Source organism: Polaromonas sp. P4_F6 (assembly GCF_056401275.1).
In genome coordinates this window covers 112,847-134,701 of record NZ_JBFUJQ010000005.1, presented here as the reverse complement: position 1 = coordinate 134,701, position 21,855 = coordinate 112,847, and the positions used below count along the sequence as shown (strand labels likewise).

The 21,855-nt window shown below is 64.2% G+C and carries 20 protein-coding genes; 14 read left to right on the top strand and 6 right to left on the bottom strand.

What is annotated here, in order from left to right; all coding sequences use genetic code 11:
• Nucleotides 1-89: 89 nt before the first annotated feature.
• From AC1DUN_RS14130 to AC1DUN_RS14105, 6 genes are all read right to left on the bottom strand, one after another.
• Nucleotides 90-875 (bottom strand): peptidylprolyl isomerase, encoded by a 786-nt coding sequence (locus AC1DUN_RS14130; RefSeq protein ID WP_477714492.1) that lies wholly within the window; start codon nt 873-875, stop codon nt 90-92.
• 89 nt (nt 876-964) lie between these two features.
• Entirely contained in the window at nt 965-1,258 is a 294-nt protein-coding gene (locus tag AC1DUN_RS14125; protein WP_371327253.1) for a BolA family protein, read from the bottom strand.
• Nucleotides 1,255-1,881, bottom strand: coding sequence for a septation protein A (locus tag AC1DUN_RS14120; protein WP_477714491.1), 627 nt, complete (start codon nt 1,879-1,881; stop codon nt 1,255-1,257). The genes AC1DUN_RS14125 and AC1DUN_RS14120 overlap by 4 nt, the downstream gene beginning before the upstream one ends.
• Before the next feature lie 141 nt (nt 1,882-2,022).
• Nucleotides 2,023-2,433, bottom strand: coding sequence for a peptide-methionine (R)-S-oxide reductase MsrB (gene msrB, locus AC1DUN_RS14115; RefSeq protein ID WP_477714490.1), 411 nt, complete (start codon nt 2,431-2,433; stop codon nt 2,023-2,025).
• A gap of 28 nt (nt 2,434-2,461) precedes the next feature.
• Nucleotides 2,462-3,961, bottom strand: coding sequence for a protein adenylyltransferase SelO (locus tag AC1DUN_RS14110; protein WP_477714489.1), 1,500 nt, complete (start codon nt 3,959-3,961; stop codon nt 2,462-2,464).
• Nucleotides 3,962-4,010: 49 nt separating this feature from the next.
• Nucleotides 4,011-4,700, bottom strand: a complete 690-nt coding sequence (locus AC1DUN_RS14105; protein WP_477714488.1) for a Crp/Fnr family transcriptional regulator — start codon at nt 4,698-4,700, stop codon at nt 4,011-4,013.
• A 230-nt stretch (nt 4,701-4,930) separates the two neighbouring features.
• Here AC1DUN_RS14105 and AC1DUN_RS14100 point away from each other — a divergent pair, with 230 nt between their 5' ends.
• The 14 genes from AC1DUN_RS14100 to AC1DUN_RS14035 all read left to right on the top strand — a co-directional run bounded on the left by AC1DUN_RS14100 (nt 4,931) and on the right by AC1DUN_RS14035 (nt 21,834).
• The gene (locus tag AC1DUN_RS14100) at nt 4,931-6,559 is read left to right on the top strand and encodes a 3-(methylthio)propionyl-CoA ligase (RefSeq protein WP_477714487.1); all 1,629 of its coding nucleotides are present in this window, start codon (nt 4,931-4,933) and stop codon (nt 6,557-6,559) included.
• A 329-nt stretch (nt 6,560-6,888) separates the two neighbouring features.
• A complete protein-coding gene (locus tag AC1DUN_RS14095; protein ID WP_477714678.1) occupies nt 6,889-8,139 on the top strand; it encodes a branched-chain amino acid ABC transporter substrate-binding protein in 1,251 nt (416 codons plus the stop codon).
• Between the two features lie 85 nt (nt 8,140-8,224).
• Nucleotides 8,225-9,178 (top strand): branched-chain amino acid ABC transporter permease, encoded by a 954-nt coding sequence (locus AC1DUN_RS14090; RefSeq protein WP_477714486.1) that lies wholly within the window; start codon nt 8,225-8,227, stop codon nt 9,176-9,178.
• Nucleotides 9,179-9,189: 11 nt separating this feature from the next.
• The gene (locus AC1DUN_RS14085; protein ID WP_477714485.1) at nt 9,190-10,482 is read left to right on the top strand and encodes a branched-chain amino acid ABC transporter permease; all 1,293 of its coding nucleotides are present in this window, start codon (nt 9,190-9,192) and stop codon (nt 10,480-10,482) included.
• Nucleotides 10,479-11,258 (top strand): ABC transporter ATP-binding protein, encoded by a 780-nt coding sequence (locus tag AC1DUN_RS14080; protein ID WP_477663107.1) that lies wholly within the window; start codon nt 10,479-10,481, stop codon nt 11,256-11,258. The genes AC1DUN_RS14085 and AC1DUN_RS14080 overlap by 4 nt, the downstream gene beginning before the upstream one ends.
• Nucleotides 11,258-11,953 carry an ABC transporter ATP-binding protein gene (locus AC1DUN_RS14075; protein WP_074574254.1) on the top strand — a complete coding sequence of 232 codons (696 nt, stop codon included), beginning with the start codon at nt 11,258-11,260 and terminating at the stop codon, nt 11,951-11,953. The genes AC1DUN_RS14080 and AC1DUN_RS14075 overlap by 1 nt, the downstream gene beginning before the upstream one ends.
• A gap of 218 nt (nt 11,954-12,171) precedes the next feature.
• Nucleotides 12,172-14,280 (top strand): 3-hydroxyacyl-CoA dehydrogenase NAD-binding domain-containing protein, encoded by a 2,109-nt coding sequence (locus AC1DUN_RS14070; protein WP_477714484.1) that lies wholly within the window; start codon nt 12,172-12,174, stop codon nt 14,278-14,280.
• Between the two features lie 47 nt (nt 14,281-14,327).
• Entirely contained in the window at nt 14,328-15,503 is a 1,176-nt protein-coding gene (locus AC1DUN_RS14065; protein WP_477714483.1) for an acetyl-CoA C-acyltransferase, read from the top strand.
• 91 nt (nt 15,504-15,594) lie between these two features.
• Nucleotides 15,595-17,418 carry an acyl-CoA dehydrogenase gene (locus tag AC1DUN_RS14060; protein WP_477714482.1) on the top strand — a complete coding sequence of 608 codons (1,824 nt, stop codon included), beginning with the start codon at nt 15,595-15,597 and terminating at the stop codon, nt 17,416-17,418.
• Complete coding sequence (locus AC1DUN_RS14055; protein ID WP_477714481.1) at nt 17,418-17,648, top strand: hypothetical protein; 231 nt, start codon at nt 17,418-17,420, stop codon at nt 17,646-17,648. The genes AC1DUN_RS14060 and AC1DUN_RS14055 overlap by 1 nt, the downstream gene beginning before the upstream one ends.
• Before the next feature lie 203 nt (nt 17,649-17,851).
• Nucleotides 17,852-18,643, top strand: a complete 792-nt coding sequence (locus AC1DUN_RS14050) for an SDR family oxidoreductase (protein ID WP_477663112.1) — start codon at nt 17,852-17,854, stop codon at nt 18,641-18,643.
• Nucleotides 18,644-18,649: 6 nt separating this feature from the next.
• Nucleotides 18,650-19,105, top strand: a complete 456-nt coding sequence (locus AC1DUN_RS14045; protein ID WP_477714480.1) for a PaaI family thioesterase — start codon at nt 18,650-18,652, stop codon at nt 19,103-19,105.
• A 47-nt stretch (nt 19,106-19,152) separates the two neighbouring features.
• Nucleotides 19,153-20,169, top strand: a complete 1,017-nt coding sequence (locus AC1DUN_RS14040) for an NADP-dependent oxidoreductase (RefSeq protein ID WP_477663114.1) — start codon at nt 19,153-19,155, stop codon at nt 20,167-20,169.
• A gap of 24 nt (nt 20,170-20,193) precedes the next feature.
• Entirely contained in the window at nt 20,194-21,834 is a 1,641-nt protein-coding gene (locus AC1DUN_RS14035; protein ID WP_477714479.1) for an isovaleryl-CoA dehydrogenase, read from the top strand.
• Nucleotides 21,835-21,855 lie beyond the last annotated feature (21 nt).

The window sequence follows — 21,855 nt, the reverse complement described above, 5'->3', positions numbered from 1 at the left end:
CCATCAAGCGAGCCCCAATAAAAAAGCAGCCCAAAGGCTGCTTTTTCAGAAAAGGCAGGGCGGGCAGGCCGCCCGCGGCGCTGTGCCGCTTATTCGACCTTGGCTTTTTTGCGCAGGTCGGCCTGGAAGGCGGCCAGCTTTTGCTGCTGCATCGACTGGGCGATCTGCGGCTTGACTTCGTCAAACGAAGGCAGCTGCGCCGTGCGGATGTCGTCGACACGAATGATGTGGTAGCCGAACTGGGTCTTGACCGGGGTCTCGGTGGTCTGGCCCTTGCCCAGCTTGCCCAGCGCTTCGCTGAACTCAGGCACGTAGCTGGAAGGGTTGGCCCAGTCGAGGTCGCCGCCCTTGGCGCCGGATCCGGGGTCCTTGGATTTCTTCTTGGCGATCTCGTCGAACTTGCCGCCTTTTTTCAGGCTGGCGATGATGTCCTTGGCTTCGGCCTCTTTTTCCACCAGGATGTGGCGCGCCTTGTATTCCTTGCCGCCGTTGGCTTCGGCGAACTTGTCGTATTCGGCCTTCATTTCAGCTTCGGTCACCGGGTTGTTCTTCTGGTAGTCGGCGAACAGCTCGCGGATCAGGATGGTCTGGCGCGCCAGTTCCATCTGCACCTTGACGTCTTCACTGGTGGACAGGCCCCGTTTTTCGGCTTCCTGCATGAAGACCTCGCGCGCGATCACTTCCTCGCGCAGCTGGGCCTCCATGTCCGGGGTCACAGGCCGGCCGGACTTGGCGACCTGCTGGGCCAGCGAGTCCAGGCGGGTCTTGGGAACAGCCTTGCCGTTGACGATGGCGAGGTTTTGCGCGAGGACGCCTTGGGCGCCCAGGGCCAGCAGGCCCGCAACGGCGGTAGCCAGTACAAATTGTTTCTTCATGGTGTCTTGCAGTCCTTTGGTGAATGCTTGGGTTAGCGTCTGGATGGTGCCTGGCCTTCGCGGCCGGAGTCAGGAGGGCGCCGCGGGTTTCAGGGTGACTCGATGATCTCGATCGCCAGGGCGTGCAGGCCCTGGTCAATGAAATTTTGCAGTGCATCATACACAAGGCGGTGGCGCGCCACCCGGCTTTGGCCGGTAAAGAGCGGGCTCGCGATGCGGATGCGAAAGTGGCTGCCGTAGCCCTCGGCGTTGGCCCCCGAATGCCCGGCATGGGCGGCGCTTTCATCCAGCACCTCCAGCCGCGTGGGCTGCAGCCGCGCCTGCAGCTGCAGTTCTATGTCATGGGCGCGCACGGGCAGGGCGCTGGAAACGCCGGCCATCATGGTGTGGTGCCAGGTTTGATGTGCTTGTTGAGGTAAACCGCCTGCGCCAGCACAAACACCACCATCAGGCCCAGGCCGCCGAAGAGCTTGAAATTGACCCAGGTGTCGGTGGAGAAGGTGAAGGCCACCCACAGGTTGAGCATGCCCATGACGGCAAAAAAGCCTATCCAGCTGAAATTGACGGCTCGCCAGATGGCGTCCGGCAGCTCCATCTGCGCGCCCATCAGCGACTTGATGCCGTTTTTCTTGAAAACCAGCTGGCCGACCAGCAGCGCGCTGCCCATGACCCAGTAGAGCACGGTGGGCTTCCATTTGATGAAGTTCTCGCTGTGGAAATAAATCGTGGCGCCGCCCAGCACGGTGACCAGCGCCAGGCTGACCCACAGCATGGTGTCCACTTTTTTGCCGCGCGCCTTGAGCCAGAGGATTTGCGCCAGCGTGGCGATGATTACCACCACGGTGGCCAGCAGCACAGGCGCCTCCGAGGGGCCCACCACGCCGCCCGAAACCATAAAACCCAGCCAGTCGGTGGCCGTCGTTGCGGCCCAGTCCTTGTGGCCTTCGGCGTACTTGAACATGCCGAAAAACAGGACGATGGGTAAAAAGTCGAAAAGAAGTTTCATGTGCTGATTATCGCGGGCTCGCCGTATAGATTGTTATTGGCTCAAACCAAGCAGGGGCCGCGGAACCGGCTTTGCCGGGCCGCAGGCGCAGCGGCCCCCTCGGGGGGCAGGGAGCTACACGCAAGTGAGCGACCGTGGGAGCTATTTTGGTTTGAAGTCCAAAGAGGCGGAATTCATGCAGTAACGCAGGCCGGTTGGCGTCGGCCCATCAGGAAACACATGTCCCAGGTGCGCGCCGCAACTGGCGCACACCGTTTCGGTGCGCACCATGCCGTGCTTGCGGTCCACGATTTCCTCGATCGCGCCCGGCACGGCTTCCTCGGAAAAGCTGGGCCAGCCGCAGCCGGCGTCAAATTTGGTCTCGGAGTCGAACAGCTTGGCGCCGCAGCAGATGCAGTGGTAGCTGCCGTCGGCCCAGACGGCTTCGTACTTGCCGGTGTAGGGGCGTTCGGTGGCGGCGTGGCGGGTGACTTCAAAGGCGGCCGGTTCGGCCCCTTTTTCGGCCAGCAGGGCTTTCCATTCGGCGTCGGTTTTCTGGATCTTGGCGCTCATATTCCGGTCCTGTGATGTGGCTTTGATGTTACGAACTGCAACTAATTTCAATCGATGAGGCCCAGTCGGGCGGGAAACCGGCAAAACTCTCATGGCCGGCATGCTCCTCACATGGGGATTGCAGCAGGGCAAGCAAGGTATCGACACCCGAAAAGTCTTTTAGTTTCGCCGCGCGTATGGCTTCTTCGCCCAGGTGGTTGCGCAGCACGAATTTCGGGTTGCTCTTGTGCATCAGGCCGGCCCGCAGCACTTGGTCCACACCGGCCAGCCGCTGCGAATAGTCCTGCGCCCAGGCATTGAAGGATTCGCGGTCGAAGAACAGGTCGCGCACCGGCTCATGGCCGCTTTGCGGCGTGAAGCCGTTCAGGCGCCGCCAGAAGATGCTGTAGTCCACCTTGTTGCCGGCCAGCAGCCTGAAGCAGTTGTCCACCAGGGCCTTGTCGTCCGGCTGCTCGTCCGCCAGGCCCAGCTTGGCGCGCATGCGCGCGTACAGGGCGTCGGGGAACAGGGTTTTGTAAGGCTCCAGCGCGGCCAGCGCCAGTTCCTGTTCGCCTATCAGCGGCAGAAGGGCCTGTCCCAGGCAGAACAGATTCCAGTAGGCCATGTTCGGCTGGCGGTTGTAGGCATAACGGCCCTGGGCGTCCGAATGGTTGCAGATGTGGTTGGGGTCGAAGGCGTCCAGGAACTGGAAGGGGCCGTAGTCTATGGTCAGGCCCAGGATGCTCATGTTGTCGGTGTTCATCACGCCGTGGCAAAAGCCCACGGCCTGCCAGGCCGCCATCAGATGGGCCGTGCGCGCGCTGACGGCCTCCAGCAGGGCCGCATAGGGCTGCGGCGCCTCGCGGCAATCGGGGTAGAAGCGGTCTATGACGTAGTCGGCCAGGGCTTTGAGCTGGGCGTGCTGGCCGCTGTAGCTGAAATGCTCGAAATGCCCGAAGCGGATAAAGCTGGGTGCGGCGCGCGTCACGACGGCGGCGGTTTCGATTTCCTCGCGCCGTACCGGCGCGTCGGAGCCCGTCACGCACAGCGCCCGCGTGGTCGGGATGCCCAGGCCGTGCATGGCCTCGGAGCACAAAAACTCGCGAATCGAGCTGCGCAGCACGGCCCGGCCATCGCCCATGCGCGAATACGGGGTTTTGCCAGCGCCCTTGAGCTGGATTTCCTGCGGGCCGTTCGGTGTGTCTATTTCGCCCAGCAGCAGCGCGCGGCCGTCGCCCAGCTGCCCGGCCCAGACGCCGAACTGGTGGCCGCCGTAGACGCTGGCCAGGGGCCGCGAGCCCGGCAGCAGGCGGTTGCCGGTCAAGGCTTCCAGGGTGTCGGCCGATTCCAGCCAGCTGTCTTCAAGGCCGAGTTCGCGCGCGAATACGCGGCTTTTGCCCACCCAGTAGGGCGATGGCAGGGGCGTGGGCTGAAGTTCGGTATAAAAGTCCGGGCCCAGGGCGGCAAAACTGTTGACCCAGTTCAGGCCGGGGGTGTCGGCGGGGTTCAATTCGCCGGCAGGGCTGTCTATCGCGGAAGCTGAGGTCATGGCCTTATTGTGCTATCCCCCAGGCAGCCATGCCGGGCTGGGGTTAAGCCTAGTCCTGCGTGGGCCGGCTGGCGTAAGCGGCCAGCGCCTGCTCATTGAGCAGGGCCACGCGGCCGAACTCCAGCGACACCAGGCCCAGCCCTTCCAGGGTCTGCAGCACGCGGTTGACGGTCTGGCGCGACAGGCCGGCCAGGTGGCCCAGTTCTTCCTGCGACAGCAGCAGTTTGCGCCGGCCCTGCCAGAACACCCGGCTCAGGTACAGGGCCACACGCTGCTCGGGCGCGCGCAGGCGGCCCGCCTCGATGATGGTCATGGCCTGGGCCAGGCGCCGGTTCAGGTGGGCGACCAGGTAGTGGTTGAAGTCCAGGGAGCCGGCCAGCAGTTCGTCGAATTCGGCGCGCGGCAGGCACAGCAGCGTGGTGTCGCGCAGCGCGATCACGTCGTAGCGGCGCGGTTCGGTCTTGAGCGCCGAGCCTTCGCCAAACCACTCGCCGTCGGGTACCCCCAGGAAGGCCGACACCCGGCCTTCGGGCGAGGTGCTTTGCAGCTTCACCAAACCCGACAGCACCGCATACCAGCCCTGGACCGGCGCGCCCGCACCCAGCAGCACTTCGCCCTTGCGCCCGTCCATCGTGAAGCTGTGCTCCAGCAAACGCGCCTGGTGCTCTGCCGTCAGGCCGGGAAACCAGGGCTGGCCGCCCAGGAAGCGATGCGGCAATGGGGCGAGGTCAAAGGGCATGGGCGTCATTGTCCTCCGGCCGCGGCACGGGGTATCTACCTAGAACCTGTCGGCCGGGCGACAGGCTTTGCCTTCCGCCCGCCAGGCGGCGACAGTAGGCTGCGCGGTGTCGCCAAAGCGCCGCCGCTGGGGACTTTCCCGGGGCCTGACGCGCAAGCCCCGGGGGTACCATGGCCGCGCAGACAGTTGATTCACCCACACGCCCACCGGGCAGGAAAGGAAAGCCGACGATGTTAGGTTTGATGCAAAGCCAGCCATTGCTGATTTCCGGTTTGATCGAGTTCGCGGAGCGCCACCACGGTGACGCCGAAATCGTCTCGCGCCGCGTGGAAGGCGACCTGCATCGCTACAGCTACAAGGACATGGGCCAGCGCGCGCGCCGCGTCGCCAAGGCACTGGACGGCCTGAAACTCGCCTTTGGCGACCGGGTCGCCACGCTGGCCTGGAACGGCTACCGCCACCTGGAGCTGTATTACGGTGTGAGCGGCTCGGGCCGGGTGCTGCACACCATCAACCCGCGCCTGCACCCGGACCAGATCGCCTGGATCGCCAACCATGCCGAGGACCAGGTGCTGTGCTTCGACCTGAGCTTTTTGCCGCTGGTGCAGGCGGTGCATGCCCGCTGCCCGACCATCAAACACTACATCGCGCTGTGCGACGCCGACAAGCTGCCGGCCGATTCGGGCGTGCCCAACCTGCAAAGCTATGAAAGCTGGATAGGGGCGCAAAGCGCCGACTACACCTGGCCCAGTTTTGACGAGAACACGGCGTCAAGCATGTGCTACACCAGCGGCACCACCGGCAACCCCAAGGCCGCGCTCTACAGCCACCGCTCCAGCACGCTGCATGCCTATGCGGCCGCGCTGCCCGACGTGATGTGCATCTCGGCGCGCGACGCCATCCTGCCCGTGGTGCCCATGTTCCACGTCAACGCCTGGGGCATTCCGTACTCGGCCGCGCTCACCGGCGCCAAACTGGTGTTCCCCGGCCCGGCGCTGGACGGCAAGTCGATCTACGAGCTGATAGAAGCCGAGAAAGTCACCTACGCGGCCGGCGTGCCCACGGTGTGGCAGATGCTGCTGGGCCACATGAAACCCGCGGGCCTGAAGTTCTCCACCTTGAAACGCACCGTCATAGGCGGCTCGGCCTGCCCGCCGGCCATGATCCATGCCTTCCGCGAGGACTACGGCGTGGAGGTGCTGCATGCCTGGGGCATGACCGAGATGAGCCCGCTGGGCACGCTGTGCACGCTCAAGAACAAGCACGACGCGCTGCCGGAAGCCGAAAAAATGAAGATACGCCTCAAGCAGGGGCGTGCCATCTATGGCGTCGACATGAAGATCGTCGACGGCAACGGCGAGGAACTGCCCTGGGACGGCAAGGTCTTCGGCGACCTGCACGTCAAGGGGCCGTGGATCGTGCGCGAGTATTTCAAGGGCGAGGGCGGCGACCCGCTGGTGGACGGCTGGTTCCCCACGGGCGACGTCGGCACCATAGATCCCGACGGCTACCTGCAGATCACCGACCGCAGCAAGGACGTCATCAAGTCGGGCGGCGAATGGATCAGCTCCATCGACATCGAGAACATCGCCGTGGCCCACCCGGCCGTGGCCATGGCCGCCTGCATAGGCGTGGCCCATCCCAAGTGGGACGAGCGCCCCATCATCGCGGTCGTCAAAAAGCCCGGCATGGAGCTCACGCGCGACGAGCTGATCCGCTTCTACGACGGCAAGACCGCGAAATGGCAAATCCCCGACGACGTGGTTTTTGTCGACGCCATCCCGCTGGGCGCCACCGGCAAGATGCTCAAGACCAAACTGCGCGAGATGCTCAAGGACTACAAGCTACCGCAGAGCTAAAACCAAAGTTCGAGGAGCCCGGATTCAAACCAAGCAGGGGCCGCGGAACCGGCTTTGCCGGGCCGCAGGCGCAGCGGCCCCCCCGGGGGGCAGCGTATTACACGGAGCCGAAGGCGCAGTGAAAAGCGTGGGGGTCACGTTAGTGACATACCGCTAGGGCATTCCCTGACGCAGTGCAGCATTAATTAACCTAACCTTTGCCGGTTCCCCGTCAGGTTTCGTTCGCACATTCATAAATTTTCAGGAGACAAGGGATGACAACCCAAACCCGATTTTTCGCGCGGCATGCAGGCGTCGCCCTGGCGGTATCCGCCATGTTTTACAGCGGCATGACGCTGGCCCAGGCACCGGCCAAGGCCGCCGCGCCGGCCAAGGCCGCCGCCCCAGCGCCCGCCGCCGGTGGCGCCGTCAACCTGAACCAGACCGTCAAGATCGCCTGGCTGGACCCGCTGTCCGGCCTGATGGCGGCGGTCGGCACCAACCAGCTCAAGGGCTTCCAGTTCCTGGCCGAGCAGTTCAGCAAAAAGAACAAGGCCGGCGTGAAGTTCGAGATCATCGGCATCGACAACAAACTCAGCCCGCAGGAAACCACCAACGCGCTGAAGTCCGCCATCGACCAGGGCGCGCGCTACATCGTGCAGGGCAACGGCTCCGGCCCGGCGCTGGCCATCATGGACGCGCTGTCCAAGTACAACGAACGCAACCCCGGCAAGGAAGTCGTCTACCTCAACTACGCCGCGGTGGACCCGGACCTGACCAACAGCAAGTGCGACTACTGGCACTTCCGCCTGGACGCCGACACCTCCATGAAGATGGAGGCGCTGACCGCCTTCATGAAGGAGCAGCCGGACATCAAGAAGGTCTACCTGATCAACCAGAACTACTCGCACGGCCAGCAGGTCGCCAAGTTCGCCAAGGCCAACCTTGCATCCAAGCGCCCCGACATCCAGATCGTCGGCGAAGACCTGCACCCGCTGGCCCAGGTGCGCGACTTCGCGCCCTACATCGCCAAGATCAAGCAGTCCGGCGCCGACACCGTGATCACCGGCAACTGGGGCTCCGACCTTTCGCTGCTGGTCAAAGCCGCCAACGAGGCGGGCCTGAACAACGTCAAGTTCTACACCTATTACGCCGGCGTCACCGGCACGCCGACCGCACTGGGCGCGGGCTCGGCGGGGCGCGTCTACATGGTGGCCTACAACCACCTCAACATGGGCGGCGAGATCCAGCAGATCCAGGCCGAGTACAAAAAGAAGTTCAGCGACGACTTCTACACCGGCGCGATCTTCCACGCCTTCACCATCCTGACCGAAGCCATGGCGCAGACCAAGTCGACCGAGCCGGCCGTGGTGGCCAAGGCCATGGAAGGCCTGCGCTTCAAGAGCTTTAACGGCGACGTCGAGATGCGCAAGACCGACCACCAGCTGCAGCAGGGCCTTTACATCGACAAATGGGAAAAAGCCGGCGGCAAATACCCCTACGATGCCGAGAACACGGGCTACACCTTTGTGCCGGTCAAATACTATGAGCCTTACGTGGCCAGCACGCCCACCTCGTGCCAGATGAAGCGCCCGGGATGACACCGGTGTCCCGCTGACGGACCCAGGCCCGATCCGAGTTCGGGCCTTTTTTTCATCCGGCTTTTACTGCAACAGGCGCTTATCGATGAATCTGGAATCCTTCACCATCGCGATGCTCAACGGCCTCAGCTACGGCTTGCTGCTGTTCATGCTCAGTTCCGGCCTGACGCTGATCTTCAGCATGATGGGCGTGCTCAATTTCGCGCACGCGTCCTTCTACATGGTCGGCGCCTATATCGCCTACAGCACCTCGCAGGTGATCGGCTTTTGGTGGTCGCTGCTGGTGGCGCCGCTGCTGGTGTTTGCCATGGGCGCGGCTTTCGAGCGCTTTTGCCTGCGCAAGGTGCACAAGTTCGGCCATGTGCCCGAGTTGCTGGTCACCTTCGGGCTGTCCTACCTGCTGCTGGAGCTGGTGCAGCTGGTGTGGGGCCGCTCGGCCGTCAACTACGTGCTGCCCGAAGGCCTGCAGGGCCCGCTGTTCACGGTGTTCGGCACCAACTTCCCGAAATCGCGCGCCTTCATCATGTTCATCTCACTGGCCATGCTGGCCGGCATCTGGCTGCTGCTCACGCGCACCCGCATAGGCCTGGTGATCCAGGCCGCGCTGACCCATCCTGAAACGGTGGAAGCCCTGGGCCACAACGTGCCGCGTGTCTTCATGCTGGTCTTCGGCGGCGGTGCGGCGCTCGCGGGCCTGGCCGGCGTCATAGGCGGCAACACCTTCATCACCGAGCCCGCCATGGCCGGCTCGGTGGGCGCCATCATCTTTGTGGTCGTGGTGGTGGGCGGCATGGGCTCGCTGAGCGGCGCCTTCCTGGCGTCCCTGCTGATAGGCCTGATACAGACCTTCGCGGTGGCCCTGGACCAGTCGCTGATGACCTTGCTGGCCCACTTTAACTACCGGGTGACACCCGAGACCTTCGGCTACCCGCTGCTCAAGCTCACGATCTCGCAGGTGGCGCCGATACTGCCGTTCCTGTTCCTGGTGCTGATCCTGATCTTCAGGCCCAAGGGCCTGCTCGGTACGCGGGAAGGGTAAGGCAACAGAACATGTCCACCCCGTACTACCAATTCAAACCCTATAACGTCGGCCGCTGGCTGCTGTGGACACTGTACGCACTGCTGCTGATCGCCGCGCCGCTGATGTTCAAGAGCAGCCTGGCGCTGACCATGCTGTCGCAGGCCGGCTACCTGGTCATCATCTGCCTGAGCTACAACATCCTGCTGGGGCAGGGCGGCATGCTCAGTTTCGGCCATGCGGTCTATGCCGGGCTGGGCTCCTTCCTGGCCGTGCATGCGATGAACCTGGCCGGCAAAGGCACGTTCTACATCCCGCTGTCGCTGATCCCGCTGGTGGGCGGCCTGTCGGGCCTGTTCTTCGCGGCGCTGTTCGGCTACGTCACCACCAAAAAGGCCGGCACCACCTTTGCCATGATCACGCTGGGCGTGGGCGAGCTGGTATTTGCCATGTCGCTGATGTTCCCCGAGTTCTTCGGCGGGGAGGGCGGCATCACCACCAACCGGGCCTACGGCAAGCCGGTGTTCGGCATCAGTTTCGGCCCGCAGATCCAGGTCTATTACCTGATCGCGTTTTACTGCTTTGTCTGCACCGCCGCGATGTTCGCCTTCACGCGCACGCCGCTGGGCCGCATCCTGAACGCCGTGCGCGACAACCCCGAGCGCGTGGAGTTCATCGGCTACAACACCCAGCGCGTGCGCTACTACGCCTTCATCATCGCCGGCTTCTTCGCCGGCATAGGCGGCGGTCTGGCGGCCATCAATTCGGAAATCGTCACGGCCGAGGTCGTGAGCGGCGTGCGCTCGGGCAGCCTGCTGCTGTTCACCTTCCTGGGCGGGGCGACCTTTTTCTTCGGCCCCATCATCGGCGCGGGCCTGCTGGTGGTGGCACTGATCCTGCTGTCCGAGCTGTCCATGGCCTGGCTGCTGTATGTGGGCCTGATCTTCCTGTTCATGGTGATGTATGCGCCCGGCGGCATCGCCAGCCTGATCATGATGAACCTGCGCGTGGCCGCCTTCGGCAAGCTCAGGGAGTTGTGGGTCGCTTACCTGGGCCTGGCCGTGACGGCCTTCACCGCGCTGGCAGGCGCGGCCGCCATGGTGGAAATGATTTACCACCTGCAGCTCAACGCGGCGCTGGGCCCGGAGCTTGGCTTTATGGGCGTGCGGCTCAACGCGACCAACCTCAACAGCTGGCTGGGCGCGGGCTTTGTGCTGGCCACCGGCCTGGGGCTGTTTGAACTCACGCGCCGGCAATTCCTCACGCAATGGGGCCAGATACAAGATGACATCGAAAAAGAAATCAAGCGGAGGGAGCTGTTGTGAGTGCCATCACCTGTTCGCTTGAACTGAAGGATTTGCGGAAAAACTTCGGCAAGACCGAGATCATCCGCGGCGCCAACCTGCAGGTGAAAGCCGGCGAGCGCGTCGCCATCATCGGCCCCAACGGCGCGGGCAAGTCCACGCTGTTCAACCTCATCAGCGGGCGCTTTGAGCCCACCAGCGGCGAAGTGTTGCTCAACGGCCAGCGCATTGACGGCAAGAAGCCGTTTGAGATCAACCGGCTGGGCCTGTCGCGCAGCTTCCAGATCACCAACATCTTCCCCAAGCTCAGCGTGTTCGAGAACCTGCGCTGCGGCGTGCTCTGGAGCCTGGGCTACAAATACACTTTCTTGCGCTTCCTGGCCGACCTGGACGACGCTAACCAGCGCGCCGAGGAGTTGATGGCCATGATCAAGCTCGACAAAAAGCGCGATGTGCTGGCCACCAATCTGACTTACGCCGAGCAGCGCGCGCTGGAAATCGGCATCACCATCGCTGGCGGCGCCAGCGTTATCCTGCTGGACGAACCCACGGCCGGCATGAGCCGCTCCGAGACCAGCCGCTTCATCAGCCTGATCAAGGAAGTCACCGTGGGCAAGACCCTGTTGACGGTGGAGCACGACATGGGCGTGGTCTTCGGCCTGGCCGACAAGATCGCGGTGGTGGTGTATGGCGAAATCATTGCCTATGACACGCCGGAAGCCGTGCGCGCCGACCAGCGCGTGCAGGAGGCTTATCTCGGCTCTTCCGTTGCAGATGCCCAGGCGGGAGGCCACTGATGCTGCATATCCAGAACCTCCACGCCTTCTACGGCAAAAGCCATGTGCTGCACGGCGTGCACTTTGACGTGCAGCCCGGCCAGATCGTCGCCTTGCTGGGCCGCAACGGTTCGGGCCGTTCCACCACGGCCAAGGCCATCATGGGCCTGGTCGACTGCCAGGGCTCCATACTCTGGAAAAAGCAGGAGATCGTCGGCAAGAAGGCCTACCAGATCGCCCACTTGGGGATTGGTTATGTGCCCGAAAACCGCGACATCTTCCCCAAGCTCACGGTGCACCAGAACCTGCTGCTGGGCCAGAAGGGATCCGGCAAGGGCTCGCGCTGGTCGTTTGAAGACATGTACCAGATGTTCCCGCGGCTGCGCGAACGCCAGCACACCGAGGCCGGCGTGCTCTCGGGCGGCGAGCAGCAGATGCTGACCTTGTGCCGCACGCTGATGGGCGACCCCGACCTCATCATCATCGACGAGCCCACCGAGGGCCTGGCGCCCAAAATCGTTGAACTCGTGGGGCAGTATTTGCAAACGCTCAAGGCCAAAGGCATTTCGGTGCTGCTGATCGAGCAGAAGCTGACGATTGCCATGGCGATTTCCGACCGCGCGCTGGTCATGGGCCACGGCAGCATCGTGTTTGACGGCACGCCCGACAGCCTGCGGGCCGACGCCTACATCCGCAAAGAGTGGCTTGAGGTGTAAAAAATGGTATGGACTGTCCCGGGCCTGTCGCCGCAGGGACAAAAATAGACTGAATCGCCCAACTGGGGCCTTGTGCCGTCACAAACGCCCCCTACAATAGAAAAAGAACGGTCGTACTTTTTTGGCGACCGCTGGTGTCGCCACCAGGGCTTGCAGGGCCGCAGCGCCAGCCGAGACAACTGAAAACCGAAACTCCCATCAAGGAAAGAAGCACCGCAATGACCACTCTTTACGAAGTCCACGGCCCCGTCGCGCTCATCACGCTGAGCAACCCGCCCGTCAACGGCCTGGGCCACGCCACCCGCCTGAGCCTGACCGACAACCTGCAAAAAGCCAATGCCGACGCGGCTGTCAAGGCCATTGTGATCACCGGTGCCGGCAAGGCCTTCTCGGGCGGCGCCGACATCAAGGAGTTCGGCACGCCCAAGGCGCTGACCGAGCCCAACCTGCTCAGCGTGATCCGCGCCGTCGAGAATTCCGCCAAGCCCGTCGTGGCCGCGATCCATACCGTCTGCATGGGCGGCGGCCTGGAGCTGGCCCTGGGTTGCCACTACCGCATTGCCGCGCCCGGCACCAACATCGCCTTGCCCGAAGTCAAGCTGGGCCTGCTGCCCGGCGCCGGCGGCACGCAGCGCCTGCCGCGCGTGCTCGGCGTGGAGCCGGCCCTGAACATGATCGTCAGCGGCGAACCCGTCAAGAGCGAGTTGCTCGCGCAAATCCCCGGCCAGAAGCTGTTTGACAAGCTCGCTGCCTCGCCCGAATCGCTGGCCCAGGAGGCCCTGGCCTTCGCGCAGTCGATCTCCGACACCCGGCCGCTGCCGCTGGTGCGCGAGCTGCGCGCCAAGCACCCCAACGGCGACGCCTACTTCCAGTTCGCCCGCAACATGGTCAAGGGCATGTCCAAGAACTTCCCCGCGCCGCTCAAGTGCGTGGACGCCGTGGAAGCCGCCACCAAGAGGAAATTCGAAGAAGGCATGGCGCTTGAGCGCGAGTTCTTCATCAACCTGATGTGGACGCCTGAAAGCCGCGCGCTGCGCCACATCTTCATGGCCGAGCGCGCCGCCTCCAAGATTCCCGACGTGCCGGAAGACACGCCCAAGCGCGAAATCAACTCCGTTGCGGTGATAGGCGCCGGCACCATGGGCGGCGGCATCGCCATGAACTTCCTGAATGCCGGTGTTCCGGTCAAGATCCTGGAGATGAAGCAGGAAGCCCTGGACAAGGGCATTGGCATCATCCGCAAGAACTACGAAGCCCAGGTCAAAAAGGGCAAGCTCAAGCAGGACAAGTACGAGCAGCGCATGAGCCTGCTGAGCACCACGCTGAGCTACGACGAGCTGAAAGACGCCGACATGGTGATCGAGGCCGTGTTCGAGGACATGGGCGTGAAGGAAAAAGTCTTCAAGGAACTGGACCGCGTGATGAAGCCCGGCGCCATCCTGGCGTCCAACACCTCGACGCTGGACGTCAACCAGATCGCGGCCTTCACCAAACGCCCGCAGGACGTGGTGGGCATGCATTTCTTCAGCCCCGCCAACGTCATGAAGCTGCTTGAAGTGGTGCGCGGCGCCAAGACCGGCAAGGACGTGCTGGCCACCGTGATGGCGGTAGGCAAAAAAATCCGCAAGACGGCCGTGGTCTCCGGCGTGTGCGACGGTTTTATCGGCAACCGCATGATCGAGCAGTACGGCCGCCAGGGCGGTTTCCTGCTTGACGAAGGCTGCACGCCCGAGCAGGTCGACAAGGCCATCGAGAAATTCGGCTTCGCCATGGGCCCCTTCCGCATGGGCGACCTGGCCGGCAACGACATCGGCTGGGCCATACGCAAGCGCCGCTACACCGAAAAACCCGACATGAAGTACAGCAAGACGGCCGACCTGCTCTGCGAAAAAGGCCGCTTCGGCCAGAAGACCGGCGCCGGCTGGTACGACTATGTGCCCGGCAAGCGCGACGCCATCCCGAACGCCGAAGTCGTCAAGATGATTGAAGACCACCGCAAATCGCTGGGCATCACGCCGCGCAAGATTTCCGACGAGGAAATCGTGCAGCGCCTGGTGTTCTCGCTGGTCAACGAGGCCGCGCACATCCTGGAGGAGGGCATTGCCTCCAAGGCCAGCGACATCGACATGGTCTACATCATGGGCTACGGCTTCCCGGTCTACCGCGGTGGCCCCATGCTCTACGCCGACCAGCTGGGCCTGTTCAACGTGGTGCAAAGCATGAACCGCTTCGCCCAGAACCCGCTGGACGACGCCAAATTCTGGAAGCCCGCGCCCCTGCTGGCCAAACTCGCGGCTGAAGGCAAGACCTTCAACCCGACCGTCTGAACCCAGCGCACCGCACAGATCAACGCACCCAGATTCCGGAGAATTTCATGAGCTCAGCAGTCATTGTTTCCACCGCACGCACCCCCCTGGCCAAAAGCTGGAAGGGCTCCTTCAACATGACACACGGCGCCACCCTGGGCGGCCATGCCGTCGAGCACGCGCTCAAGCGCGCTGGCATCGAGGCCGGCGAAGTCGATGACGTGATCATGGGCTGCGCCACGCCTGAAGGCGCGACCGGCGCCAACATCGCGCGCCAGGTCGCGCTGCGCGCCGGCTGCCCCGTCACCGTCTCGGGCATGACGGTCAACCGTTTTTGCTCGTCGGGCCTGCAGACCATTGCCCTGGCGGCCCAGCGCGTGATCGCCGGTGAAGCCGACATCTATGTGGCCGGCGGCGTAGAAAGCATCTCCTGCGTGCAGCAGGAAATGAACACCCACATGCTGCAGGAAGCCTGGCTGGCCAAGAACAAGCCCGAAATCTACTGGAACATGCTGCAGACGGCGGAGCAGGTCGCCAAGCGCTACAACATTTCGCGCGACCGCATGGACGAATATGGTGCGCTGAGCCAGCAAAAGGCCACGGCCGCGCAGGCCGCTGGCCTGTTTGAAGCCGAAATCGCGCCCATCACCGTGACGGCCGGCGTGGCCGACAAGGTCATGGGCCTGACGACCAAACAGGTCACCGTCAGCAAGGACGAGGGCATACGCGAAGGCACGACCAAGGAAGGCATCAGCGGCATCAAGCCGGCGATTCCCGGCGGCGTGATCGCGGCCGGCAATGCCAGCCAGTTCTCCGACGGCGGCGGCGCCGTGGTGGTCATGAGCGAAACCGTGGCGCAAAAGAAGGGCCTCCAGCCCCTGGGCCGCTTCCTCGGTTTCGCGGTCGCCGGCTGCGAACCCGACGAGATGGGCATAGGTCCGGTCTTCGCGATCCCCAAGGTGCTGGCCAAGCTGGGCCTGAAGATCGACGACATCGACCTCTGGGAACTCAATGAAGCCTTTGCCGTGCAGGTGCTGTACTGCGCCGACAAGCTGGGCATTCCCATGGACAAACTCAATGTCAACGGCGGCGCGATCGCCGTCGGCCACCCTTACGGTGTGACCGGCCAGCGCCTGACGGGCCACGCGCTGATCGAAGGCAAGCGCCGCGGCGCCAAGCGCGTCTGCGTGACCATGTGCATTGGCGGCGGCATGGGCGCGGCCGGCATTTACGAAGTCCTCTAAACCGGGCAAGCACCATGGATGAAACCCTGCTCCTTCAGAAAGGGCAGGTGTTTCCTGCCTTCCCGCCTGCCTGCCAACCGGGGAGCCGGTCATGAGCCTCAGGCCCACGCTGGACTTCCTGCTGTACCACTGGTTGGATGCCGAGTCGCTGAACCAGCGCGAGCGTTTCGCCGACCATTCGCGCGAAACCTTTGACGCGGTTTTCGACACCTGCGAGCGCATCGCGCGCGAGAAATACGCGCCCTTCAACCGTACGGTGGACACGCAGGAGCCGCATTTCGACGGCGAAAAAGTGATCCTTCCGCAGGCCACGCATGATGCGCAAAAGGCCTATGCGGCCTCCGGCATGCTCAGCGCCGCGCAGGACTATGAAGTCGGTGGCATGCAGCTGCCCTATACCGTCGAGGCCGCGGCCAACGCCTTTTTTGCCATGGCCTCGGTCAGCATAGGCTCAGGCCTCTTGACCACCGGCAATGCCAACCTGCTGATGGTGCACGGCACCGAGCTGCAAAAAGAAGTCTTCGCGAAGAACGAATTCTCGGGCCGCTTCTCGGGCACCATGTGTTTGTCCGAGCCGCAGGCCGGCTCCTCGCTGAGCGACGTGACCACACGCGCCGTGCCCGACGGCGAAGGTTTTGAGGCCGACCCGCTGGGCGCTCGTTATCGCCTCAAGGGCAACAAGATGTGGATTTCGGCCGGCGAGCATGAGCTGACCGACAACATCATCCACCTGGTGCTGGCCAAGATACCGGGGCCGGACGGCAAGCTGATCGCCGGCACGCGCGGCATCTCGCTGTTCATCGTGCCCAAGAAAATGGTCAATACCAGAGGCGAGCTCACCGGCGTGCGCAACGACGTGGCGCTGGCGGGCCTGAACCACAAGCTGGGCTGGCGCGGCACCACCAACACCTTGCTCAATTTCGGCGAAGGCAAATACCCGGTGGACGGCCAGGCCGGCGCTGTCGGCTACCTGGTGGGCAAGCCGCATGAAGGCCTGCGCTGCATGTTCCACATGATGAACGAGGCGCGCATAGGCGTGGGCACGGCCGCCACCATGCTGGGCATGGCGGGTTATTACGCCAGCCTGGACTACGCCAAGAACCGGCCGCAGGGCAGGCCGGTGGGCGTGGGCGGCAAGGATGCCTCCCAGCCGCAGATCCGCATCATCGAGCATGCCGACGTCAAGCGCATGCTGCTGGCACAAAAAGCCTATTGCGAAGGCGCGCTGGCGCTGGAGCTGTACTGCGCGCGCCTGGTCGACGAAAACCATACCGCCGAGGCGCAGGCCGCCGACGATGCGCGCCTGCTGCTGGAGGTGCTGACGCCGATTGCCAAAAGCTGGCCCAGCGAATGGTGCCTGGAGGCCAATTCCCTGGCCATCCAGGTACACGGCGGTTACGGCTACACGCGTGACTTCCCGGTGGAGCAGTACTGGCGCGACAACCGCCTGAACATGATCCACGAGGGCACACACGGCATCCAGGCCATGGACCTGCTGGGCCGCAAGGTGTTGATGGAAGGGGGCAGGGGGTTGCAGCTGCTGGCCGCCCGCATCAACGCCACGATTGAAAAAGCCATACAGCAGCCCGCGCTGGCGGTGCACGCCAACGCGCTGGGCAAGGCCCTGCAGCATGTGGGCAGCGCCACCAAGGCGGCCTGGTCCACGGGCGAACCCGGCGAGGCTCTGGCCAATGCGGTACCCTATATGCAGGCCTTCGGCCACACCGTGCTGGCGTGGCTGTGGCTGGATGTGGCCCTGGCCAGCCTTTCACTACCCCCGGATGCACCGCATGCGGGGCGAATGGGGGCCATGCGCTACTTTTATCATTACGAGTTACCCAAGATCGACGCCTGGCTCAAGGTGGTTGAAAACCGCGACCTGACCTGCGCCGAGCTGCCCGAGGAGGCTTTTTAATGGCATTTTTCAAACCGTCCGCCGACCCTGTCTCCAACAAGAACGTGGCGCGCCTGCAGGCCCTGATCTGGATCCTGATCTACGGCGGGCTGTTGACCCTGGTGCTGGGCCTGTCGGTCCAGCGCACGGACGACGCCATAGGCTGGTCGCTGGTGGTTGGCGGCGGTATTGTCGCGGCAGTGGGCTTTTTGCTGATCTACGTGCGCTCCCGCATCAACGTGGGCTCGTGAGCAGCGCCTGGCTGCCAAGTCGCCGCCACGACAGCATGGGCTGCAACCGGCGCGATGTTGTGCCAACATGGCGAAGTCCACGTAAGTGAAAAAATGCAGCCGCGGCTGCCTGAACACCCTTCTTTATTCCATCCCGTCATCCCCGCCCAGGCCGCCCGTGCGGCGCAGCGGGAAAGCATGAACAACAACTCCAGGAGATTCCCATGACCCGCAGCATCCAGCAACTGTTTGACCTCAAAGGCAAGACCGCCCTCGTGACCGGTGGCTCGCGCGGCCTGGGCCTGCAACTGGCCCAGGCGCTGGGCGAGGCCGGCGCCAAGGTCATCCTGAGCTCGCGCAAGGCCGAAGACCTGATCGAGTCCGCCGCCGAACTCAAGGCCGCCGGCATAGACGTCGACTGGATCGCCGCCGACTGCTCGAAAGAAGAAGACATACGCGCGCTGGCCGACGAAGCCATCAAGCGCCTGGGCCATGTCGACATCCTGGTCAACAACGCCGGCGCCGCCTGGGGCGCGCCCGCCGAAGACCACCCGGTGGAAGCCTGGGACAAGGTCATGAACCTCAACATCCGCGGCTATTTCATCCTGAGCCAGCACATCGCCAAGCACAGCATGATCGCGCGCAAGTCCGGCCGCATCATCAACGTGGCCTCCATCGCCGGCCTGGGCGGCAACCCGCGCGAGATGACCACCGTGGCCTACAACACCTCCAAGGGCGCCGTCGTCAACTTCACGCGCGCGCTGGGCTGCGAATGGGGCAAGTACAACATCACCGTCAATGCCATCTGCCCGGGCTTTTTCCCGAGCAAGATGACCGTCGGCACGCTCAAGGCGCTGGGCGAGGAAAAACTCGCCTCGCACGCGCCGCTGGGCCGCCTGGGCGACGACGAGGATCTGAAGGGCCTGTGCGTGCTCTATGCCTCGGACGCCGGCAAACACATCACCGGCCAGTGGCTGGCGGTGGACGGCGGCGTATCAGTCGTAACCGGCGGTTAAGTCGCAATGGGTTGGGAGGAACTGATGGACTTCGGCGCCGATATCCCTTTCGTCAGGCATCTGGGCTTTGAGCTGGAGCTGTTCACGGGCGGCGCCTCGGCCATAGGCTACACGCCCCAGCCCGAGCACCTCAACTCTTTTGCCGTGACGCACGGCGGCGCCATCATGACGCTGCTGGACGTGACCATGGCCACGGCGGCGCGCAGCGTGCAGAAAGACATGGGCGTGGTCACCATTGAAATGAAGACCAGCTTCATGCGGCCGGCGCCTGGCGACGGCAGCCGGCTCACGGCCAAGGGCCGGCTCATGCACCGCAGCGCCACCATGGCGTTTACCGAGGCCACGTTATACGATGTGCTGGGCCAGGCCTGCGCGCATTCGACCGGCACCTTTAAATACGTCAAACGCAAGCCCGCCGCCGGCCCAGCGGACGCGCCCGCCGGCGCGATTTCCACCGATTGACGCCCCCGCCGCGGCCCGAACGCGGCACCGATACACAGGAGACCACCATGCCCATCAACCAGCAAATCCTTCTCGACAACCGTCCCACCGGCGAGGCCAGTGCAAGCAACTTCATGCTGGTCTCCAGCGACACGCCGCCCCTGCAGGACGGCCAGGTGCTGGTGCGCCACCATTACCTGAGCCTGGACCCGTATATGCGCGGCCGCATGAACGACTCCAAAAGTTATGCCGCGCCCCAGCCGCTGGGCCAGGTCATGATTGGCGGCACGGCCGGCGAGGTGGTCGAAAGCCGCTCGCCCAAATTCCAGCCCGGCGACAAGGTCGTGGGCATGGGCGGCTGGCAGGAATACAGCGTGGTCAGCGCCGACCAGCCCGGCGCGCTGCGCAAGGTGGACACCACCCATGTGCCGCTGTCGCACTACCTGGGCGCGGTCGGCATGCCCGGCGTCACCGCCTGGTACGGCCTGGTCAAAATCATAGAACCCAAAGCCGGCCAGACCATGGTGGTCAGCGCCGCCACCGGCGCCGTCGGCAGCGCCTTTGCCGCGCTGTCCAAGGCGCGCGGCTGCCGCACGGTCGGTATCGCGGGCGGGCCCGACAAATGCAAATACGCGGTCGATGAACTCGGCTTTGACGCCTGCATCGACTACAAGCTGCATGCCGACGCGGCCTCGCTGTCCAAGGCCTTGCGTGATGCTTGCCCCGACGGCATAGACGGCTATTTCGAGAACGTGGGCGGCATGGTGCTGGACGCCGTGCTGCCGCGCATGAACGCCTTCGGCCGCATCGCGCTGTGCGGCGTGATCGCCGGCTACGACGGCCGGCCCTTGCCGCTGGCCCACCCGGCGCTGATTCTGACCAGCCGCCTCAAGCTCGAAGGTTTTATCGTGGCCGAGCACATGGAAGTCTGGCCCGAGGCGCTCAAGGAGCTCGGCACCCTGGTGGGCACCGGCAAGCTGCGCCCGCGTGAAAGCGTGGCGCAGGGCATTGAATCGGCCCCTGAAGCCTTCCTCGGGTTGCTCAAGGGCAAAAACTTCGGCAAGCAGCTGGTCAAGCTCATTTAAGCCAAACCCCACAGGAGGTTTGCCATGAACCCCACCCATGAGGTCTTCAACCAGCCCGCGCCGCTGTCGGACTACAACCTGCTGGCCACCAACCGGCCGCTGCGCGATGCGCTGAAATTCAACGCACCCGGCCTGGACAGCACGGAACTGGGCCAGCTGGGCGCCGCGCTGGGCAGCAGCGCCATGCAGACCCATGCGCGCCTGGCCAATGTGCATGGGCCGGTGCTGCACAGCCACGACCGCTTCGGGCGGCGTGTCGACCAGGTGGAGTTCCATCCGAGCTATCACGAGCTCATGAGGCTGGCGACCGGTGCGGGCCTGCACGGCACGCCGTGGACCGATGAGGCGGTGTCCCCGCATGTGCGGCGCGCTGCGGGCTTCATGCTGTTCACCGAGCTCGAGCCGTCGATCCTGTGCCCCATCTCCATGAGCTACGCGGCCACGCCCGCGCTGCGCGGCAACACCGCCATCTACGCCGACTGGGGCCCCAAGCTGGCCAGCCGCGCCTACGACGCCGAACTCAAGCCCTGGCAGGCCAAGGCCGGCCTCACCATGGGCATGGGCATGACCGAAAAGCAGGGCGGCTCCGACGTGCGGGCCAACACCACGCGGGCCGAACCCTCGGGCCGCGACGGCTGGGGCGAGCGTTATGCCATCACCGGCCACAAATGGTTTTTCTCGGCGCCCATGTGCGACGCCTTCCTGGTGCTGGCCCAGACCCAAAGCGGCCTGAGCTGCTTTTTCCTGCCGCGTGTGCTGCCCGATGGCAGCCTCAACGCCATCCGCATCCAGCGCCTGAAGGACAAACTCGGCAACAAGGCCAACGCCAGCTCCGAAGTGGAGTTCGAAGGCGCCCAGGCCTGGCTGGTCGGCGAGGAAGGCCGCGGCATTCCGCAGATTCTGGAGATGGGCACCATGACGCGGCTGGACTGCGCCCTGGGCACCAGCGGCCTGATGCGGCAAGCGCTGGCCCTGGCGCTGAACCACACCTCCCAGCGCAAGGCCTTCGGCAAGCTGCTGGTGGAGCAGCCCTTGATGCGCAATGTGCTGGCCGACCTCGCGCTCGAATCCGAAGCCGCCACGGCACTGGCGATTCGCCTGGCCCGGGCCTTCGACCGGCCGGGCGATGCCCACGAGGCCGCCATGGCGCGCCTTTTGACGCCGGTCGCCAAGTTCTGGATCTGCAAGCGCGGTAGCCACTTCGCGCAGGAGGCCATGGAATGCCTGGGCGGCAACGGTTATGTGGAGGAGGGCGGTGAAGGCATCATGGCCCGCGTCTACCGCGAAATGCCGCTCAACTCGATCTGGGAAGGTGCAGGCAACATCATGGCGCTGGACTTGCTGCGCGCCCTGCGCAAGGCCGACGCCGTGGCCGCGCTGGCGCAGGAGTTGTCCGCCGCCAAGGGCGCGCACCCGGCGCTGGACAAACTGGCCGCCGCCTTGCCCACGCGCATTGAGGAAATGGCCACAGAAATCGAAGCGCGCCGCCTTGCGCAGGACGTGGCGCTCGCTGTGCAGGCCGCGCTGCTGCTGCAAACGGCGCCTGCGGCGGTCTTTGGCGCGTTTTGTGATTCCCGCCTGGCCGGCAACTGGGGCCAGTCCTTCGGCACGCTGGGCGCCGGCAATGATTTTGACGCCATCATTGCCCGGGCCATGCCTCGTTAATTCCACAAACAAATCCGGGAG

Bases quoted from the DNA above. Each gene is read 5' to 3' on its own strand.
- AC1DUN_RS14085 (WP_477714485.1), top strand. From the start codon at position 9,190: ATGTCCACCCCGTACTACCAATTCAAACCCTATAACGTCGGCCGCTGG.
- AC1DUN_RS14065 (WP_477714483.1), top strand. From the start codon at position 14,328: ATGAGCTCAGCAGTCATTGTTTCCACCGCACGCACCCCCCTGGCCAAA.
- AC1DUN_RS14075 (WP_074574254.1), top strand. From the start codon at position 11,258: ATGCTGCATATCCAGAACCTCCACGCCTTCTACGGCAAAAGCCATGTG.
- AC1DUN_RS14045 (WP_477714480.1), top strand. From the start codon at position 18,650: ATGGGTTGGGAGGAACTGATGGACTTCGGCGCCGATATCCCTTTCGTC.
- AC1DUN_RS14095 (WP_477714678.1), top strand. From the start codon at position 6,889: ATGACGCTGGCCCAGGCACCGGCCAAGGCCGCCGCGCCGGCCAAGGCC.
- AC1DUN_RS14105 (WP_477714488.1), bottom strand. From the start codon at position 4,700: ATGCCCTTTGACCTCGCCCCATTGCCGCATCGCTTCCTGGGCGGCCAG.
- AC1DUN_RS14050 (WP_477663112.1), top strand. From the start codon at position 17,852: ATGACCCGCAGCATCCAGCAACTGTTTGACCTCAAAGGCAAGACCGCC.
- AC1DUN_RS14130 (WP_477714492.1), bottom strand. From the start codon at position 875: ATGAAGAAACAATTTGTACTGGCTACCGCCGTTGCGGGCCTGCTGGCC.
- AC1DUN_RS14110 (WP_477714489.1), bottom strand. From the start codon at position 3,961: ATGACCTCAGCTTCCGCGATAGACAGCCCTGCCGGCGAATTGAACCCC.
- AC1DUN_RS14035 (WP_477714479.1), top strand. From the start codon at position 20,194: ATGAACCCCACCCATGAGGTCTTCAACCAGCCCGCGCCGCTGTCGGAC.
- AC1DUN_RS14070 (WP_477714484.1), top strand. From the start codon at position 12,172: ATGACCACTCTTTACGAAGTCCACGGCCCCGTCGCGCTCATCACGCTG.
- msrB (WP_477714490.1), bottom strand. From the start codon at position 2,433: ATGAGCGCCAAGATCCAGAAAACCGACGCCGAATGGAAAGCCCTGCTG.
- AC1DUN_RS14055 (WP_477714481.1), top strand. From the start codon at position 17,418: ATGGCATTTTTCAAACCGTCCGCCGACCCTGTCTCCAACAAGAACGTG.
- AC1DUN_RS14120 (WP_477714491.1), bottom strand. From the start codon at position 1,881: ATGAAACTTCTTTTCGACTTTTTACCCATCGTCCTGTTTTTCGGCATG.
- AC1DUN_RS14125 (WP_371327253.1), bottom strand. From the start codon at position 1,258: ATGATGGCCGGCGTTTCCAGCGCCCTGCCCGTGCGCGCCCATGACATA.
- AC1DUN_RS14060 (WP_477714482.1), top strand. From the start codon at position 15,595: ATGAGCCTCAGGCCCACGCTGGACTTCCTGCTGTACCACTGGTTGGAT.
- AC1DUN_RS14040 (WP_477663114.1), top strand. From the start codon at position 19,153: ATGCCCATCAACCAGCAAATCCTTCTCGACAACCGTCCCACCGGCGAG.
- AC1DUN_RS14090 (WP_477714486.1), top strand. From the start codon at position 8,225: ATGAATCTGGAATCCTTCACCATCGCGATGCTCAACGGCCTCAGCTAC.
- AC1DUN_RS14100 (WP_477714487.1), top strand. From the start codon at position 4,931: ATGTTAGGTTTGATGCAAAGCCAGCCATTGCTGATTTCCGGTTTGATC.